Genomic DNA, 16,220 nt, shown 5'->3' with positions numbered 1-16,220 from the left:
GAAGGTGACGGCCTGCTGGTGCGCCGCGGCTCGGCCGGTGCGTGCCGCGGGGCGGATCTCAGTTGTCGAGCGCGCCGGTGAAGGTGACCGTCAGGCTGGTGATCAGACCGTCGTCGTTGACAGTCGCGTGCTCGATGCCGCTGCGGGCCATCAGACTGCCGTCGGGGTTACGCCCGGCCACGATGAAGTGGGCCTTGAGCGTGCCGTCGTCGAGCACGGTGGTGGTCCAGAAGTGCTTACTGTCCCCGGCGCCGGCGTAGAAGCCGCGGTAGAACTCGGTGATCGCGTCCAGCCCGGCCACCACTTCGGGTGTTCCCATCGCCACGGTGGCGTCCACCGCGAAGATCGACGAAAGGTCGTCGAGCAGAGCCGTGTCGTGCGCGGCCCGGCCCATGAAGGTGATGTACCGGTCGAGCGCCGTTTCGGTCGCAGTCATCTGTCTTCCTTTCGGACTGGTCGAACTGATCCGTCGCTCAGAGGGCCGCGATGTCGAGGTTCTTGGCGGCGAAACCCGCGGCCGCGGGCGAGTTCGCCATCTCGGCGGCGAACGCCGGGTCAGCCTGCATCCGCATCATCTGGGTACGGATGGCGAACTCCTGCTCGTCCTTGGCGATGAACAACAGCCGGTCGGTGAGCGCGGACGTCTGCTGGTCCTGGATGTAGGGCCGCAGCCGTTCCTCCCAAGCCTTCAGGGCGGTGCCGATGTCGTCGGCGTGCCGCTCGAGCATGGTGCCGAGCAGGTCGGCGCCGGCCATACCGGTAGACGCGCCCATCCCGGAGTAGAGAGTCAGGCACCACGCGGCATCCCCGGCCAGAACCACCCGGCCGCGATGCCACTGCGGCATTCGGACCTGCTGGACCGAGTCGAACAACGCGTCCGGGGCCTGCTCGTACCGCTCGAAAAGCTCCTCCAGGACGGGCCCGGCCGGTCCGGGACCGAAAGCGGCCCGGATGTTGTCGATCGGCGCCCGCTCGAACTGAGCATCCGGGTCGTCGGTGCGGTAGGTGAACAGCACACTCGGCGCGTGGTTGGTGAACGAGAAGGCGATAGCGGACCGGCCGGGCTCGGCCAGCCACAGCCCTTCCGACAACCCGAACCCGGTCAGTGGCCGGTCCAGGACGGTGGCGCCGATCATGAAGTTCAACGGGTGCAGGTACTGGTCGCCGAAGGCCAGGGTGCGGACCGTGGACCGCATCCCGTCCGCACCGACGACCAGGTCGAAACGTTCGGTGCGGGTACCGCCCGAGGCCGTGTCGAGAAGGGTCACGTGCGCGGCGGCGTCGTCCTGGCGGATATGGACGGGCACCGTGGAGTAGCGGATCTCGACGTCGGACGGCAGCACCGAGAACAGTCCCTGCTCAACATCGCCGCGCAGCAGCATGCGAGGCTCACCGGGCAGCGCCGACGGCAGCATCGCCGGCGCCCGGTTACCGTCCCGGTCGACCGCGAAGGCGACGGCCTCCGGGCCGCTGCGAGTGCCGATCGCATCCAGCGCCCCGAGCCGCCGGGCAGCGGCCGCACCGGTGCCGAACAGCATGATGAAGTACCCGCCGCTGCGCCGCTGCGGCGCCCGCTCCACGATCACCGGTTCCCAGCCGATCTGCCGCAACCGGACAGCCGTAGCGATACCGGTGATACCGAGCCCGACCACGAGTGCGCGTTTGGTCACGAATCTTCTCCCTCTGAGGGCCTTGAGCGGACAAGTGGACTACCTGCGTCCGGTTACGACCGTAGCCGATAAGCGGACGCACCTAGTCCGCTTAGTGGAAGACATCACAGAAGCTGACGCACCCCGTCCGCTTAGCTAGGCTCGCGGCGTGACCACGACCGACAACCGCCCCCTGCGCCGCGACGCCCAGATCAACCGCGACCGCATCATTCGCGCAGCTCAGGAGGTCTTCGCCGAACGAGGGCTGGCTGGCACATTCCACGACATCGCCGACCGCGCGGGCGTCGGCCTCGGCACCGTCTATCGACGCTTTCCCACCAAGGAAGAACTGGTGGAGGTCGTATTCGCACAACGCCTAGCGGAGTTCATCGCCACCGTCGAGGCCGCGCTGCAGATTCCATCCGGCTGGGATGGCCTGGTCACGGTACTCAGCACAGCCGCCGGGATGTATGCCGAGGACCGCGGCTTGCGCGACCTCGCGCTCGGCCACGGCTTCGGCCCGCAGCACTTCGAGAACATGAGCGACCAACTCGAGCCACTGCTGCGACGGCTGGTCGCCCGTGCCCAGGACGAAGGCACCCTCCGGCCCGACGTCACCGCCGACGACCTACCGATCCTGCTCACCATGCTCAGCGAGGTCGCCCACCACGGCAACTCAGTCCGCCCCGGCCTCCACACCCGATACCTGAACCTGATCCTCGCCGGACTCCGCAACCCCACATTCGCCCAGGACCTGGGCGAACCACTCAACCGCGAGCAACTCGACGCCATCGCCGGCCGGTGGCTACCCCGCATATCCTCGCGCGACCACGAAACCAGCGATGCCTGAGCCCGCTAGTCAGCGGCTGCCCCATTGCGGTTACGGCCGACAACGGAGGCTTGCCCGCGGGACGGGATGACTGAAGCCTCGATAGCGTCGAGGTCGGCGATCCGGCCGTAATCGCGCGTTCCACTTCCGGGCACCGGGCAAATGATAGGGATCTTGCTAGGGAACCGACCGGAACGGCCCGCCCAGCCCTGGGATGCACCGGGACGAAGCTGAGATGAAACAGCAGGTCACGGGCATCCTCTGGAACTGGGTGGGCCGCACTGACATGATCGACTTGTTGCTTCCAAACTGATTACGCGAGTTCGATTCTCGTCGCCCGCTCTCCTTCGGTGAGCCCTGTCCGCGGAATGCGCGGACCCTGGCGGATCGCCATGTCTACCTGGGGGCCGAGCCCCCAGACCTCCACGGTGCGGAACGGTTTCGGCTGGTGGGTGGCTGAGGTCTGACTGCGGTTTGGGTGTACGGCGGGTGGTGGCACTCGCGTGAGACGGCGGTGGGCCACGCCGCGCGGCTGGGAGCCTGGGCGGACGGCATGTCTGTCTGGAGGTCGAGGGGGCCGGAAACCCACGGTGCGGTGGGTGGGCGGCTGGGGCTGACCTTGGTCTATGGGAGCCCTACCAAAGTAGCTTTTGCGGGTCGCTTGGGGTCTCTAACTTGGGGGCATGGGCGCCTTCGAGCTCGAAGCGCGATGAGTGCGGATCATGGGTAGCGATGGTTTGAGGCTGCGGCCGCCTCGGTGCCGCGTGGATCGGCGGTTTGTGCTGTGGCGGACGCTGCAGGCGTTGTTTTGGGGGCTTGGGGTTCTCGGCGGGCTCGGGGCCGTTTTCTGGTGGGTCGAGGCTGCTCGGGGGTGGCTGGGGCCCGTGATCGTGGGGCTTGGGGTGGTCTACGCGGTCAATGTGGTGGTCATGCCTGGGTGGCGTTATCGGGTGCATCGGTGGGAGACGACTGATGACGCGGTGTACGCGCTTGAAGGGTGGCTGACCAAGAAGTGGCAGATCGTGCCGCTGTCGCGGATTCAGAGCATCGACACCGAGAGCGGGCCTCTGCAGCAGATGCTGGGGATTGCGACGGTCAAGGTCACTACGGCGTCCAGTGAAGGCAAGATCTCGATAGAGGGGCTGGATGCGGGGGTCGCCAGGGAGACTGTCGATCGGCTACGGGAGGTCACCGCGGCCACGCCGGGGGACGCGACGTGAGCGGGGACGACGGGTGGCGGCGGCTCAGCGTTCGGGTCGTCTACATGGATCTGATCCGGGCGGCTTTCTCGTGTGCGGTGGGTTATCTGGGTGCCGTCGCCTTCAATGACGATGGGCCGGTGTGGGCGCTTGTCGCCGGGTCGCTGGCCGGGTTTCTCGGTGCGCTGCTCGATCTGGTGCGGTGGATGACCACGCGCTACCGGGTTAGTGCGGCGGCGGTGGAGATGCGCAGCGGGTGGGCGGCGAAACGGCATCGGACAGTCGCGAGGGACCGGATCCGCACGGTGGACAGTTCGGCCAAGTTGGTGCCGCGGCTGTTCCGGCTGCGGGTGATGCACATCGGGTCGGGTGAGCAGGCGTCGTCGTTCACGCTGAACGCGCTGGACAGCGGGCACGCGGCCCGCCTGCGCCGCGAACTTCTGCCGAGCGCGTGGGACGAGGCCGCAGCCGGCGAAGTGCTCGAGGACGGCGCGGACCCAGCCGTAGAGGGCGACAACCGCGAGGCCGGCGCGAGCCACGCCGCAGCAGGCGAAAACCCCGAGGCCGGCGCGAGCCACGCCGCGACGGGCGGAGAGCGCGAGGCCGGCGCGGGGCACGCTGCGGACGGCGAAGGGCGGACGGCGGGCGCGGGTGGCGAACCGCGGGAGATCGGGGCGCGGGCTGCGGGCGGGCGAGGAGAAGGCGGCGGCCGCGGCGTTGGGCGGGAGGTGATCGCGCGGCTTCGGTGGGGGTGGGTGCCGCTCAATGCGGTCAGTGTCTGGGGGCCGGTCGTGGTGGTGGGGCCGGTGTTCGCGCTGTATTGGTTCCTGCGGCCGTTCGGGGTCGACCTGCTCGGGGTGGGGCGAGAACTGAGCGGGTGGGACTCGCGGAGCCTGGTGTGGAATCTGGTGCTGTGCGCGGTGATCCTCTATCCGTTCGGGGTGGTCGGGTCGGCGGTCTCCTTCGTGGTGGAGAACTGGGGGTTCGAGCTGGCCCGGGAAGGCGACGCCCTGGTGACCCGGCGAGGGCTGCTCACGACCCGCACGCTGCAGCGGGACGACCGGCGGATGCGCGGGCTGGCCTTCCGGGAGCCGCTGGTGTGGCGCTGGCTGCGCCTGGCCGAGACCAGCGTCGTCACCACGGGGCTGCGGCAGACCGTCGACGCGCCGTCGGGGGCGATTCTGCCGCGGCTGCGCCTGAGTGAAGCCCGTGAGATCGCCGGGCGGTTGCTGCCGGACGGGCGGCGGCCCCTGGAGGCGGAGCTGGTGCCGCATCCGCTGGGGGCGCTGCGGAGGCGGCTCGGCTGGGCGATCTCCGGGCCCGTGGTGGCCTCGGTCGTCCTGCTCTTCTTCGACGGCTGGTTCTGGCCGCTGGCCCTGGTGCCGGTCACCCTGGTGCTGGCCGTGGTGGCCTATCGGTCGCTGGGGCACGCCCTGGACGGGCCTTATCTGGTCGTACGGCGTGGCGCGCTCAGCCGCAACACGGTCGCTCTCCAGCACGGCGCGGTGATCGGGTGGACGTTGCGGCAATCGCTTCTTCAGCGCTGGGGCGGCCGGATGACCGTCGGGATCGCCACGGCCGCCGGTGAGCGCCACTATCAGGCGCCGGACATGGGCGTGGAGCAGGCGCTCGTCTTCATCAGCGGTGCCACGCCCGAGCTGGCCGCGCGATTCATCGAAGGGGGTGGGGGCGCAGCGCCGGGCCGCCACCCAGCGCTGCGCGTCTGCACCCGTTCCGACGTGCGGGCGTCAACGTAACGGAACACTTCGACGCTGGTCTATGAAGAGAACCTTAAGCTTGACATGTGACCTATTGGTCTCATAACTTTGCGTCATGGCCGACGACGACCTGGTATTCAAGGCGCTGGCCGACCCGAGCCGGCGCTTCCTGCTCGACCTGCTCTTCGCGCGTGACGGCCGCACGCTCACCGAGCTGGAGTCCGAGCTGGCGATGACGCGCTTCGGCGTCGCCAAACACCTCAAAGTGCTGGAAGAGGCGGGTCTCGTCGTCACGCGCCGGTCGGGCCGGGAGAAGCTGCACTTCCTCAATCCGGTTCCGATCCGGCAGATCCACGACCGGTGGATCGACAAATACACGGAGCGTCACGTCACCGCACTTCTCGATCTCAAAAACGCGCTGGAGGAAGAGCCATGACCACCGAGACCACCCAGGTGTACCGCGTCTGGATCAAGGCGAGCCCGGAGCGGATCTGGGCCGCCATCACCGACCCCGAGTGGACCTCGCGGTACGCCTACGCGTCGCCCGCCGACTACGAGCTCAAGCCGGGCGGCTCCTACCGGTCGATGGCCACCCAGGAGATGAAGGACTTCGCGAAGGCCAACGGCTTCGAGGTGCCCGACGTCATCGTGGACGGTGAGGTCATCGAGGCCGACCCGCCGCGCCGGCTCGTGCAGACCTGGCGCATGTTGATGGACCCGGGCACCGCGGCCGAGCCCTTCACCACGCTGACGTACGAGATCGAGGAAGCCAAGATGCAGCCGGGCGTTCACAAGCTGACCGTCACGCACGAGCTCACCGGCGCGCCGCAGACGGCCGCGATGGTCGCCGGCACCGAGGACGACGGCGCGGGTGGCGGCTGGGCCTGGATCCTCAGCGACCTCAAGACGCTGGTCGAGACGGGCTCGAGCCTGGCCGGGCGATAGCTGTCACATGGTGCACGATCCGGCCGGGTTCCGAGGCAGCACACGGGGCCCGGCCGGGGCTAACCTCCCGCAGTGACCCTTCTCTGGATCGCCCTCATCGTGATCGGCATCGTCATGATCGCCACGGCGGTCTGGCCCAGCGTTCGCCCCGGCCGTCCCCGCGGCCACGACCGGCACGACCGGGCGTGAGGGGCGGCTGGCAGACTCGTCGGCGTGACCGAGGGTGAGCTTCAGACGTACAGCCTCGTGGAGCTCGCCGTCGAACGGCTGCGCCGCGAGATCCTGAGCGGCCGGAGCGATCCCGGCGAGCGCCTGGTCGAGGAGCAGCTGACCCGCCGGCTCGGCATCAGCCGGGCGCCGCTGCGCGAGGCCATGCGGCTGCTCGCCCAGCAGGGCCTGGTCGAGCACATCCCCCGCCGCGGGGCCCGGGTGGCCACGCTCTCCGACGATGACGTGCGCGAGCTCTACGAAGTGCGCGACGTGCTGGAGCGGCACGCCGTGTCCTCGATGCCGGCGGCCCCCGACCTGACCGCGCTGCGGGCCGCGCTCGACGCCATGCGCGAGGCGACCGAGGCCGGCGACCGGCTGGAGCTGGCCAACGCCCACCGGCGTTTCCACACCGAGGTGGTCGCGCTGGGCGGCAACCGCCAGCTCGCCGATCTCTACGGCTCGGTTCTGGTGCGCATTCAGCTGTACATGGCGGTCAACATGCGCCGCGAGGCGGAGGCGGCCCGGGCCGCGGAGGGCGTGCTGCGACATGAACGCCTGTTCGCCGCCGTCGAGCGCGGCGATGTCCAAGGCATCGCCGCGGCCTTGAACGATCACGGCGCCCGCACCTACCTGACGTAGCGAAATCGGCTCGTTACAAAGCTGGATAACGACCGAAACAGGATTGTCGACAATCGACGATGTGGAGGCACACGCAAGCGTCGATCGATTCCTGTCCCACCGAAGATCAGAAGGCGTCTGGATCAGCACCTTCAGCGCCGCCGAACTGCACGCACAGGCCGACCGGGTCGATCCGCGACAGCCGCTGGCCGGACTGACCTTCGCGGTCAAGGACAACATCGACGTGGCCGGCCTGCCGACCACCGCCGCCTGCCCCGACTTCGCGTACGAGCCGGAGCGCAGCGCACCGGTCGTCCAGCGCCTGGTCGACGCCGGAGCCATCGTCGTCGGCAAGACCAACCTCGACCAGTTCGCCACCGGGCTGACCGGCTGCCGCTCCCCCTACGGCGCCCCCGAGAGCGTCTTCGGCGGCGGGCTCATCTCGGGCGGCTCCAGCTCGGGCTCGGCGGTGGCGGTCGCCGACGGATCGGTCTCGTTCGCCCTCGGCACCGACACCGCCGGTTCGGGGCGCGTGCCGGCCGCGCTCAACGGGATCGTCGGCGTCAAGCCCACCCGCGGCCTGCTCAGCACGCTCGGCGTCGTACCGGCCTGCCGCTCGCTGGACTGCGTGTCGGTCTTCGCTCCGACTGTGGCATCGGCCGGCGGCGTCTTCCGGGCCGCGCGGGGCCGCGTACATCAGGACCCTTGGGGTTCGGAGGGTGACCGGCCGCTGCCGGCGGAACCAAAAGTCGGCGTCGCCGAGGGGCTGGACTTCTTCGCCGACGCCGGGCAGGAGAAGGCGTACGCGCGAATCGGCGGTGACATCGTCTTGGACGTCGCGCCCCTACTGGAGGCCGGTGACCTGCTCTACCGCGGTCCGTGGGTGGCCGAGCGATTGGCCGATCTCGACGGCTTCCTGACGAAGATGCTGCCGGTCACGCGGCGGGTGCTGGAGGCCGGGTACGCCTTCAGCGCCGTCGACGCCTTCCGGGCCCAGCACCGCCTGCGGGAGCTGAAGGCCGCCGCCGACCGGATGTGGGAACGGATCGACGTGCTCGTGCTGCCGACGATCGGCACGACCTACACCCAGGCCGAGATCGCCGAGGACCCGATCGGCCGCAACCTCGATCTCGGCCGGTACACGCAGTTCGCGAACCTGCTGGGCATGGCCGCGGTGACCGTGCCGAACGGCTTCACCGAGGACGGGCGGCCGGCGTCGCTCACCCTGTTCGGCCCGGCGTTCAGCGACGAGACGCTCCTGCTGGCGGCGAGCCGCGTCAGAAAAGACGACGCGATGACGCTGGCCGTGGCCGGACTGCATCTCAGCGGCGAGCCGCGCAACGGCGAGTTGCTCGACCGCGGCGGCACGCTGCTCGGCGCCGCCCGCACCGCGCCCTGCTACCGGCTCCATCACCTGCCGTCGGGCGCGCCCGGCCTGGTCCGTGTTCCCGAGGGCGGCGAGGCGATCGAGGTGGAGCTGTGGCAGCTGCCGTCGGCCACCGTCGGCGGCCTGCTGGCCGGCATCGCCGCGCCGCTGTCGCTGGGCCGGGTCGCGCTGGCCGACGGCACCGAGGTCACCGGGTTCCTCTGCGAGGCGTACGCGGCGCGGGGCGCACCGGACATCACCGCCAGCGGCGGCTGGCGGCAATACCGCTCGAGAGGACCGAACGCATGACGGCACTCATCGGACCCGTGAAAGCGAACCCCTATCTCTGGCCGTACGACGGGTCGGTCCCCGTCGCGAGGACGGCGCTGCTCTGCATCGACTGGCAGACCGACTTCTGCGGGCCGGGCGGCTACGTGGACGCGATGGGATATGACATCGGGCTCACCCGGGCCGGCCTGCCGGCCACCGCACGGCTGCTGGCCCACGCCCGCGAGCTGGGCATGCTCGTGATCCACACCCGCGAGGGGCACGACCCCGACCTGTCCGACCTGCCGGCCAACAAGCGCTGGCGCTCGGCGCAGATCGGGGCCGAGATCGGCGCGCTCGGCCCGTGCGGCCGCATTTTGATCAAGGGTGAGCCGGGCTGGGAGATCGTGCCCGAGGTGGCGCCGATCGCCGGCGAGGTGATCGTCGACAAGCCGGGCAAGGGCGCCTTCTACGCCACCAACCTCGACCTGGTGCTGCGCACCCACGGCATCACGCATCTGATCCTGACCGGGATCACCACCGACGTCTGCGTGCACACGACGATGCGCGAGGCGAACGACCGCGGTTACGAGTGCCTGATCCTCAGCGACTGCACGGGAGCGACCGACCCGGCCAACCACGCCGCCGCCCTGCACATGGTCACCATGCAGGGCGGGGTCTTCGGCTGCGTCGCCACCTCGGACGACGTCATCGCGGCGACGGCCATCCAACCACCCCACCCGCCGCCCTTGAGCGGACTGAAGGCGGTCTGATTATGCCCACTCTGGAGGCCAAACCCGGTCCCTACACCTTCAATTCCGACAGCGTCGCGCTGCTCGTCATCGACATGCAGCGGGACTTCCTGCTCCCCGGCGGCTTCGGCGAGTCCCTCGGCAACGACGTGTCCCAGCTGAGCCGCACCATCGAGCCCTTGTCCGTGCTGCTGGCGGCGTGGCGCACCCGAGGCCTCCCGGTCGTTCACACCCGCGAAGGTCATCTGCCCGATTTGTCCGACTGCCCACCCGCCAAGCTGTCTCGCGGGCAGATCGGACAAGAGGGCGCCTTCGGCCGCATTCTCATCCGCGGCGAGTACGGGCACGACATCGTCGACGAGCTGGCCCCTCTGGACGGTGAGATCGTCGTCGACAAACCGGGCAAGGGCGCCTTCTACGCGACTGACTTGTCGGAAATTCTCGACAAGTTGGGCACGAGAAGCCTGATCGTCACCGGCGTCACGACGGAAGTGTGCGTCCACACCACGGTCCGCGAAGCCAACGACCGCGGCTACGAGTGCCTCGTCCTGGCCGACTGCGTCGGCTCCTACTTCCCCGAGTTCCAGCGCGCCGGCCTCGACATGATCGCCGCCCAGGGCGGCATCTTCGGCTGGGTCGCGGAGTCACCGACGGTCATCGACGCCCTCCAGGAGGAGAGATGAAAACGGCTTACTGGGTCCGCGGCGACACCAACGCCTTCTTCGGCTTCGGTGTCAACGTCCTGGTCAACGTGCTCACCCTCACCGGCCTCTGCATCGGCGTGATCGGGATGCCGGCCTCGGACGTCTTCGGCGTCATCCTGCCCGCGCTCGGCATCGCCCTGGTCGCCGGCAACGTCTACTACACCTATCTGGCCCGGCGGCTCGCGGCCAAAGAGAACCGCACGGACGTCACGGCGCTGCCGTACGGGCCCAGCGTGCCGCACATGTTCATCGTCATCTTCGTGATCATGCTGCCGATCTACCTGGCCACGAAGGACCCGGTGGCGGCGTGGACGGCCGGCATCGCCTGGGCCTTCATCATCGGCGTGATCGTGCTGATCGGGGCGTTCGTCGGCCCGTACATCCGCAAGTACGCGCCCCGGGCGGCGCTGCTGGGCACCCTGGCCGGCATCTCGATCACCTTCATCTCGATGAACCCGGCCGGCACCATGTGGAACTACGCGTGGATCGCGCTGCCGGTCTTCGGCCTGCTGCTGATCGGCCTGCTCACCGACGTCAAGCTGCCCTACAACTTCCCGATCGGCCTGGCCGCGCTGCTCGTCGGCACCGCGATCGGCTGGATCGGCGGCGCCATGTCGGTGCCGGACGTGACCGCGGCCGCCAAGGACATCGCGTTCGCCTTCCCGCACTTCAAGGTCGACCTGCTGCTCGACGGCCTGAAGGACATGGCGCCGCTGCTGGCCACCGCCATCCCGCTCGGCGTCTACAACTTCACCGAGGCGATGACCAACGTCGAGAGCGCGGCCACCGCCGGCGACCGGTACAACCTGCGCAGCGTGCTCCTGGCCGACGGAGCCGGCGCGGTGATCGGGTCCTGCCTCGGCTCGCCGTTCCCGCCCGCCGTCTACGTCGGGCACCCCGGCTGGAAGGCCGCGGGCGGCCGCACCGGATATTCGATGGCGACCGGGGTGGTGATCGCGCTGCTCTGCTTCTTCGGCCTGTTCGGGCTGCTCGGCGCGATCTTCCCGACCGCCGCGATCGTGCCGATCCTGCTCTACATCGGCCTGCTGATCGGCGCGCAGGCGTTCCAGGCGACCCCGCGGGCCCACGCGGCGGCGGTGGTCGCGGCGCTCATCCCCAACATCGCGCAGTGGGCGACCGGGCAGATGGACAACGCCCTGGCCGCCGCCGGCACGACCGCGGCCCAGGTCGGCACGGACGCGCTGGCCGGGGCCGGCGTGGTCTACGACGGCCTGAAGACGCTCGGCGAAGGCGCCATCCTGGCCGGTCTCGTGCTCGGCGCGATCGTCGCCTTCATCATCGACAAGCGCTTCTGGCACGCGGCGATCTTCGCGGCCTCGGGGGCGGCGCTCAGCTTCGTCGGCCTCATCCACGCCGCGAAGGTGCAGTGGAACGCCGACGGACAGGTCACGCTCGGCTACCTGTTCCTGGCCACCGTCTGCGTGATCTTCGCGCTGACCCGGCCGGCGCTCCGGGGACCGGAGCCGGAGGAGATCGACGAGGTCGCGGAGGCCCGCGCATGACTGTCGAGGCCGAGGTCACCGAACTGTTCGAGGCGTACGAGCGGGCCCTGACCGCCAACGACGCCGACGCGATACTGGCCTTCTTCGCGCCGGGTGCGGTCCGCTACGGCATCGCCGACCAGCAGGTGGGCCTCGACGAGCAGCGGCGGTGGCGCCGGGCCCAGCCGCCGCTGCCGTCCGGCCGCTATCTGAAGGACACCCTCGTTCAGGCCTTCGGCCCGGACGTGGCGGTGGTCAACACGCTCTTCGGCTATCCGGGCCGCGACGTTCTCGGCCGCCAGTCCCAGACCTGGGTACGGACGGAGGAGGGCTGGCGGATCGTGGCGGCGCACGTGTCGGAGCCGGCGTGACGGTGGATTACGCACGGTTTCTCCGGGCATACCGTGCTCGTCCGCTCACGAGCCGAAGGAGAAAGCGTTGGACCCGCGCAGCAAATATCCCGGACCGGAGTACGACGGCGGCGACCTGGAGCCGCCCGGCCTGACCGGGCAGATGCCGCAGCGACCGGACCACGGCGAGGAGAGCTACCAGGGGTCGGGGCGCCTGGCCGGCCGCAAGGCCGTCATCACCGGCGGGGACTCGGGCATCGGGCGGGCGGTCGCCATCGCGTACGCCCGGGAAGGCTCTGATGTCCTCATCTCTTATCTTCCCGAGGAGGAGGAAGACGCCCGCGAGACGGCCCAGCTGATCGAGAAGGCGGGCCGGGTCGCGGCGCTGGTGCCCGGCGACATCCGCGAGGAGTCGCAGTGCCGGGCGATCGTCGACCGCGCCCTGTCCGACCTCGGCGGCATCGACATCCTGGTCAACAACGCGGCCTATCAGATGGCGCAGCCGGGCGGGATCACCGACATCACCGACGAGCAGTTCGACCGGGTGATGAAGACGAACCTGTACGCGATGTTCTGGCTGTGCCGGGCCGCGGTGCCGCACATGCAGCCTGGCGCCACGATCATCAACACGGCGTCGATCCAGGCCTACCAGTCGTCCAGCGCGCTGCTCGACTACGCGACGACCAAGGGCGGCATCGTGGCCTTCACCAAGGCGCTGGCCGAGGACCTGGCCGACAAGGGCATCCGGGTCAACGCTGTGGCGCCCGGCCCGATCTGGACGCCGCTGATCCCGGCCACGATGCCGGAGAAGAAGGTCAAGTCGTTCGGCTGCGACACTCCCCTGGGCCGCGCCGGCCAGCCGGCCGAGCTGGCACCGGCCTACGTCTATTTCGCGAGCCAGGAGTCCAGCTACACGACCGGCGAGGTGCTCGGCGTGACCGGCGGAAAGCCGGTCAGCTGAGGTGACCGGTGACCCAGTGGAAGGCGGTCATGACCCACTGGGTCTGCTGGAGGAAGGTGACGCCGACACCGGCCAGGAAGAGCGAGGTGACCAGGTGGGAGCCGCGTGAGGAGCGCCGGACGCGGCCGAACTGGCGCTCCAGCACCAGGTGGCCGACCAGGCGGGCCAGGCAGAACAGGCCGGCCGCGACGGCCAGCGTGACCACGAAGACGATCACCGGGGTGCCGAAGTCGCCGTCGCCGGACAGCGTCCAGATGCCCCAGCAGACGAAGGCGAACAGCACGGCGGCGCTGGTCCACTCGCCGCCCTTGCGCATCTCGCTCCAGCGCCAGCTCAACGCGGGCCGGTCCGGCGCCGCCTCGACGCCGGACCAGCCCGGGCTGGTGTGCTCGGGCTGCGTGTAGCGCGGCTGCGGGTTGACCTGGGCCCGGCCCCGGCTGAACGGCGACGCCGCTTCCTCCGGTTTCGCGAAAGGCGCGGTCGGCGGCATCTGTGCCGAACGCCCGGGCGCCGGCGGGCCGTCCACGGGCGTCGTGGGCACGTCGGCCCACGGGTCCTGCGGTGGCATGTCGAGCGTCCGCTCAGACCACTGCGGTTGCTCAGGCATCAGTCCCCCTCCGTCGGCGGTTAATGTTCCCCGCCACTCCGAGAGTAGCGAGCCCGCAAATCATTCGCCTTGGTGGCGGCTGTCCGTTACACAAGTGCGCATGGACGATTCCGTACGCCTGCGCGCGGCCACCGCCGCCGATCTCCCCGCGATCGCCGACCTCATGGGCCAGGTTTTCCACGAGCACGTCAGCGACGACTTCCGCGACTGGGAGATCCGGATCACCGAGGCCGAGCGCTCCTTGGTGGCCGACGACGGCGGCCTGGTGGTGGGTCATGCCACCGCGCAGACCCGGGAGCTGAGCGTGCCCGGCGCCGTGATCCCGGCCGCGCACGTCACCGGCGTCGGCGTCGCTCCCACCCATCGGCGCCGCGGCCTGCTGAGCGGGATGATGCGCCGCCAGCTCACCGAGATCGCCGAGGCCGGCCGTGAGGCCGTCGCGGTGCTGTGGGCCAGCGAGACGGCGATCTACCCGCGGTTCGGCTACGGCGCGGCCGCCGACCGCCTCCGGCTCGAGATCGCCACCCGCGAGCTGCGCATCACCGCACCGGTGCAGCGCGTCCGGCTGCGCATGATCAAGCCGGGCGAGGCGCGCGCCGAGCTGGCCGCGCTGCACGACCGGCTCCGCGCCGACCGTCCCGGCTGGTCGAGCCGCGCCGACCATTGGTGGCAATATCTGCTGCGCGACGACAGCGACCAGCGTGACGGGGCCACCGGCCGCTACGGCGTGATCGTCGACGGCGACGAGGGCCCGGCCGGATACGCGCTGTGGCGGGTCAAGAGCGGCTGGAACGGCTACGGCCCCGACGCCACCGTGCGCATCGACGAGGTCGTGGCGGCCGACCCGGTCACCTACACCGAGCTGTGGCGCTTCCTGCTCACCATCGACCTGGCCCGCAAGGCGGCGTACAGCTACGCCACGGTCGACGAGCCCCTGCAACATCTGGTCGACGAGCCGCGCCGGCTGGGCCGGCAGTACGCCGACGGGCTCTGGGTGCGCCTGGTCGACGTGCCGGCGGCGTTGGAGGCCCGGCGCTACCTCTTCCCGATCGACGTCGTCATCGAGGTCACCGACCCGATCATCGAGGCCAACAACGGCCGGTTTCGCCTGACGGCGAATCAGGACAAGGCTTCTTGTGTACGCACGGACGACGCACCCGACCTCACGTGCACGGTCACCGAGCTCGGCGCGGCCTATCTGGGCGGGACGACGCTGGCCACGCTGGCCGCCGCGGGCCGGGTGCGGCGGTTGACGGCGAACTTCCCGTCGGCCGCGTTCGGCTGGCACCGGCAGCCGGGCGCCCTCGAGGTGTTCTGAGTGGCACCGGCGGCGGTAACGTCGGCGTCATGGGTGAGCCCGAACGCCGACGTCGCCGCGTGCGTCCCTCCCACTCGTACCCAGCCGCCACGCCGCCCGGGTACGACGACGAGACCACCGAGCCGCCCACGGGGACGGCCGTGACCACTCCGGTCGCCGACCCGGCCCCCGACGTCACCGACTCAGAGCCCGCGGCCGCTGAACTCGCGGGCTCCGGCCCCGCGACCCCCGGCCTCACGGGCTCCGGCACCGCGAGCCCCAACCTCGCGGGCTCCGGCCTGGCGGGCTCCGGCACCGCGAGCCCCAACCTCGCGGGCTCCGGCCTGGCGGGCTCCGGCGCCGCGGCCTCCGGCCTCGCCCGCCCCGGCACCGCGGGTGCCGCTGCGGCCGCCGAGCCTGTCGCTGAGGAGCGGAGTGCCGAGCCCGAGCCGGTGCCGGCGCCGCCGCGGGCGAAACCGGCCGACGCCCGGCCGGCGCGGAACGGCTCACCGGGCCGCCGCACTCTCGGCAACGGCCCCGGCGGCGACGACCGCGAGGCCGAGCGGGGCTTGCGCGGCCTCGTCGGCTCCGGTTCGTCCCAGGTCAGCGTCACCGCCGCCCTGCGCGCCCGCGACGCCGCCCGCCCCACCGACGAGCAATTGGCCGACGCCGACGCCAACCTCACGATCGTCCGCCGCAACTGGGTCCCCCGCGAGGATCTCCCCCGGAACAGGTGACCGCCCGCGGAGCGAAGCGGAGCCAGCCGGCTCAGCCAGCTCAGATTTCGGGGAGTTCGCGGGTGCGCTCGTAGTCGGCCAGCTGGGCGATGCGGCGGGCGTGGCGCGGGTTGCCGGAGAACGGGGTGGCCAGGAACGTCTCGACGAAGGCGGTGGCCTCGTCGAGGGTGTGCTCGCGGGCGCCGATGCTGATGATGTTGGCGTCGTTGTGCTGGCGGGCCAGCTGGGCGATCTCGGTGCGCCAGACCAGCGCGGCCCGGACGCCGTCGATCTTGTTGGCGGCGATCTGCTCGCCGTTGCCGGAGCCGCCGATGACGATGCCGAGCGAGCCCTCGTCGGCCACCACCTTGGCCCCGGTCTGCAGGCAGAACGCCGGGTAGTCGTCCTCCGGGTCGTAGACGTGCGGACCCACGTCCACGACGTCGTGACCCTGCTTGATCAGGTGGTTGACGAGGTGCATCTTCAGCTCGTAGCCGGCGTGGTCGGAACCCAGGTAGACGCGCATGCTC

At 70.3% G+C, this 16,220-nt stretch carries 18 protein-coding genes; 14 read left to right on the top strand and 4 right to left on the bottom strand.

Annotated elements, in window-relative coordinates; genetic code table 11:
- Window positions 1-58: 58 nt before the first annotated feature.
- Together CRP55_RS11765 and CRP55_RS11760 are read right to left on the bottom strand one after the other, a co-directional pair.
- A complete protein-coding gene (locus CRP55_RS11765) occupies window positions 59-436 on the bottom strand; it encodes a nuclear transport factor 2 family protein (RefSeq protein WP_097319842.1) in 378 nt (125 codons plus the stop codon).
- Window positions 437-473: 37 nt separating this feature from the next.
- Window positions 474-1,670, bottom strand: a complete 1,197-nt coding sequence (locus CRP55_RS11760; protein WP_097319841.1) for an FAD-dependent monooxygenase — start codon at window positions 1,668-1,670, stop codon at window positions 474-476.
- A gap of 148 nt (window positions 1,671-1,818) precedes the next feature.
- On the opposite strand from CRP55_RS11760, the gene CRP55_RS11755 reads away from it, so the two are divergent.
- From CRP55_RS11755 to CRP55_RS11700, 12 genes are all read left to right on the top strand, one after another.
- Window positions 1,819-2,499, top strand: coding sequence for a TetR/AcrR family transcriptional regulator (locus CRP55_RS11755; protein WP_097319840.1), 681 nt, complete (start codon window positions 1,819-1,821; stop codon window positions 2,497-2,499).
- 743 nt (window positions 2,500-3,242) lie between these two features.
- On the top strand, window positions 3,243-3,698 hold the full coding sequence (locus CRP55_RS11750) for a PH domain-containing protein (protein WP_218854335.1): 456 nt from the start codon (window positions 3,243-3,245) through the stop codon (window positions 3,696-3,698).
- Window positions 3,695-5,434, top strand: coding sequence for a PH domain-containing protein (locus CRP55_RS11745; RefSeq protein ID WP_097319839.1), 1,740 nt, complete (start codon window positions 3,695-3,697; stop codon window positions 5,432-5,434). The genes CRP55_RS11750 and CRP55_RS11745 overlap by 4 nt, the downstream gene beginning before the upstream one ends.
- A gap of 76 nt (window positions 5,435-5,510) precedes the next feature.
- A complete protein-coding gene (locus CRP55_RS11740) occupies window positions 5,511-5,831 on the top strand; it encodes an ArsR/SmtB family transcription factor (RefSeq protein ID WP_097319838.1) in 321 nt (106 codons plus the stop codon).
- A complete protein-coding gene (locus CRP55_RS11735) occupies window positions 5,828-6,340 on the top strand; it encodes an SRPBCC domain-containing protein (RefSeq protein ID WP_097319837.1) in 513 nt (170 codons plus the stop codon). The genes CRP55_RS11740 and CRP55_RS11735 overlap by 4 nt, the downstream gene beginning before the upstream one ends.
- A 213-nt stretch (window positions 6,341-6,553) precedes the next feature.
- Window positions 6,554-7,189: a GntR family transcriptional regulator gene (locus tag CRP55_RS11730; protein ID WP_097319836.1), complete on the top strand. Its 636-nt coding sequence runs from the start codon at window positions 6,554-6,556 to the stop codon at window positions 7,187-7,189.
- Between the two features lie 61 nt (window positions 7,190-7,250).
- The gene (locus CRP55_RS11725) at window positions 7,251-8,843 is read left to right on the top strand and encodes an allophanate hydrolase (protein ID WP_179855129.1); all 1,593 of its coding nucleotides are present in this window, start codon (window positions 7,251-7,253) and stop codon (window positions 8,841-8,843) included.
- Complete coding sequence (gene biuH, locus CRP55_RS11720) at window positions 8,840-9,574, top strand: biuret amidohydrolase (protein WP_097319834.1); 735 nt, start codon at window positions 8,840-8,842, stop codon at window positions 9,572-9,574. The genes CRP55_RS11725 and biuH overlap by 4 nt, the downstream gene beginning before the upstream one ends.
- Window positions 9,575-9,576: 2 nt before the next feature.
- Window positions 9,577-10,236: a cysteine hydrolase family protein gene (locus CRP55_RS11715; RefSeq protein ID WP_097319833.1), complete on the top strand. Its 660-nt coding sequence runs from the start codon at window positions 9,577-9,579 to the stop codon at window positions 10,234-10,236.
- Window positions 10,233-11,780, top strand: coding sequence for a SulP family inorganic anion transporter (locus CRP55_RS11710; RefSeq protein ID WP_097319832.1), 1,548 nt, complete (start codon window positions 10,233-10,235; stop codon window positions 11,778-11,780). The genes CRP55_RS11715 and CRP55_RS11710 overlap by 4 nt, the downstream gene beginning before the upstream one ends.
- Entirely contained in the window at window positions 11,777-12,130 is a 354-nt protein-coding gene (locus tag CRP55_RS11705) for an AtzH-like domain-containing protein (RefSeq protein WP_097319831.1), read from the top strand. The genes CRP55_RS11710 and CRP55_RS11705 overlap by 4 nt, the downstream gene beginning before the upstream one ends.
- A 142-nt stretch (window positions 12,131-12,272) precedes the next feature.
- Window positions 12,273-13,070 carry an SDR family oxidoreductase gene (locus CRP55_RS11700; RefSeq protein ID WP_097319922.1) on the top strand — a complete coding sequence of 266 codons (798 nt, stop codon included), beginning with the start codon at window positions 12,273-12,275 and terminating at the stop codon, window positions 13,068-13,070.
- Here the strand turns inward: CRP55_RS11700 and CRP55_RS11695 are convergent.
- A complete protein-coding gene (locus CRP55_RS11695) occupies window positions 13,063-13,677 on the bottom strand; it encodes a DNA-directed RNA polymerase II (protein WP_097319830.1) in 615 nt (204 codons plus the stop codon). The genes CRP55_RS11700 and CRP55_RS11695 overlap by 8 nt on opposite strands.
- 100 nt (window positions 13,678-13,777) lie before the next feature.
- Here CRP55_RS11695 and CRP55_RS11690 point away from each other — a divergent pair, with 100 nt between their 5' ends.
- Complete coding sequence (locus tag CRP55_RS11690) at window positions 13,778-14,995, top strand: GNAT family N-acetyltransferase (protein ID WP_097319921.1); 1,218 nt, start codon at window positions 13,778-13,780, stop codon at window positions 14,993-14,995.
- A gap of 431 nt (window positions 14,996-15,426) precedes the next feature.
- Window positions 15,427-15,711 (top strand): hypothetical protein, encoded by a 285-nt coding sequence (locus CRP55_RS56460; protein WP_438865781.1) that lies wholly within the window; start codon window positions 15,427-15,429, stop codon window positions 15,709-15,711.
- Window positions 15,712-15,751: 40 nt separating this feature from the next.
- Here the strand turns inward: CRP55_RS56460 and CRP55_RS11680 are convergent, their stop codons facing one another.
- Window positions 15,752-16,216, bottom strand: a complete 465-nt coding sequence (locus tag CRP55_RS11680; RefSeq protein ID WP_097319829.1) for a ribose-5-phosphate isomerase — start codon at window positions 16,214-16,216, stop codon at window positions 15,752-15,754.
- Window positions 16,217-16,220: the final 4 nt, after the last annotated feature.

It is taken from the genome of Paractinoplanes atraurantiacus (genome assembly GCF_900215205.1).
In the GTDB taxonomy this organism is placed as follows: domain Bacteria; phylum Actinomycetota; class Actinomycetes; order Mycobacteriales; family Micromonosporaceae; genus Actinoplanes; species Actinoplanes atraurantiacus.
This window is presented reverse-complemented; position numbering and strand designations above follow the sequence as displayed.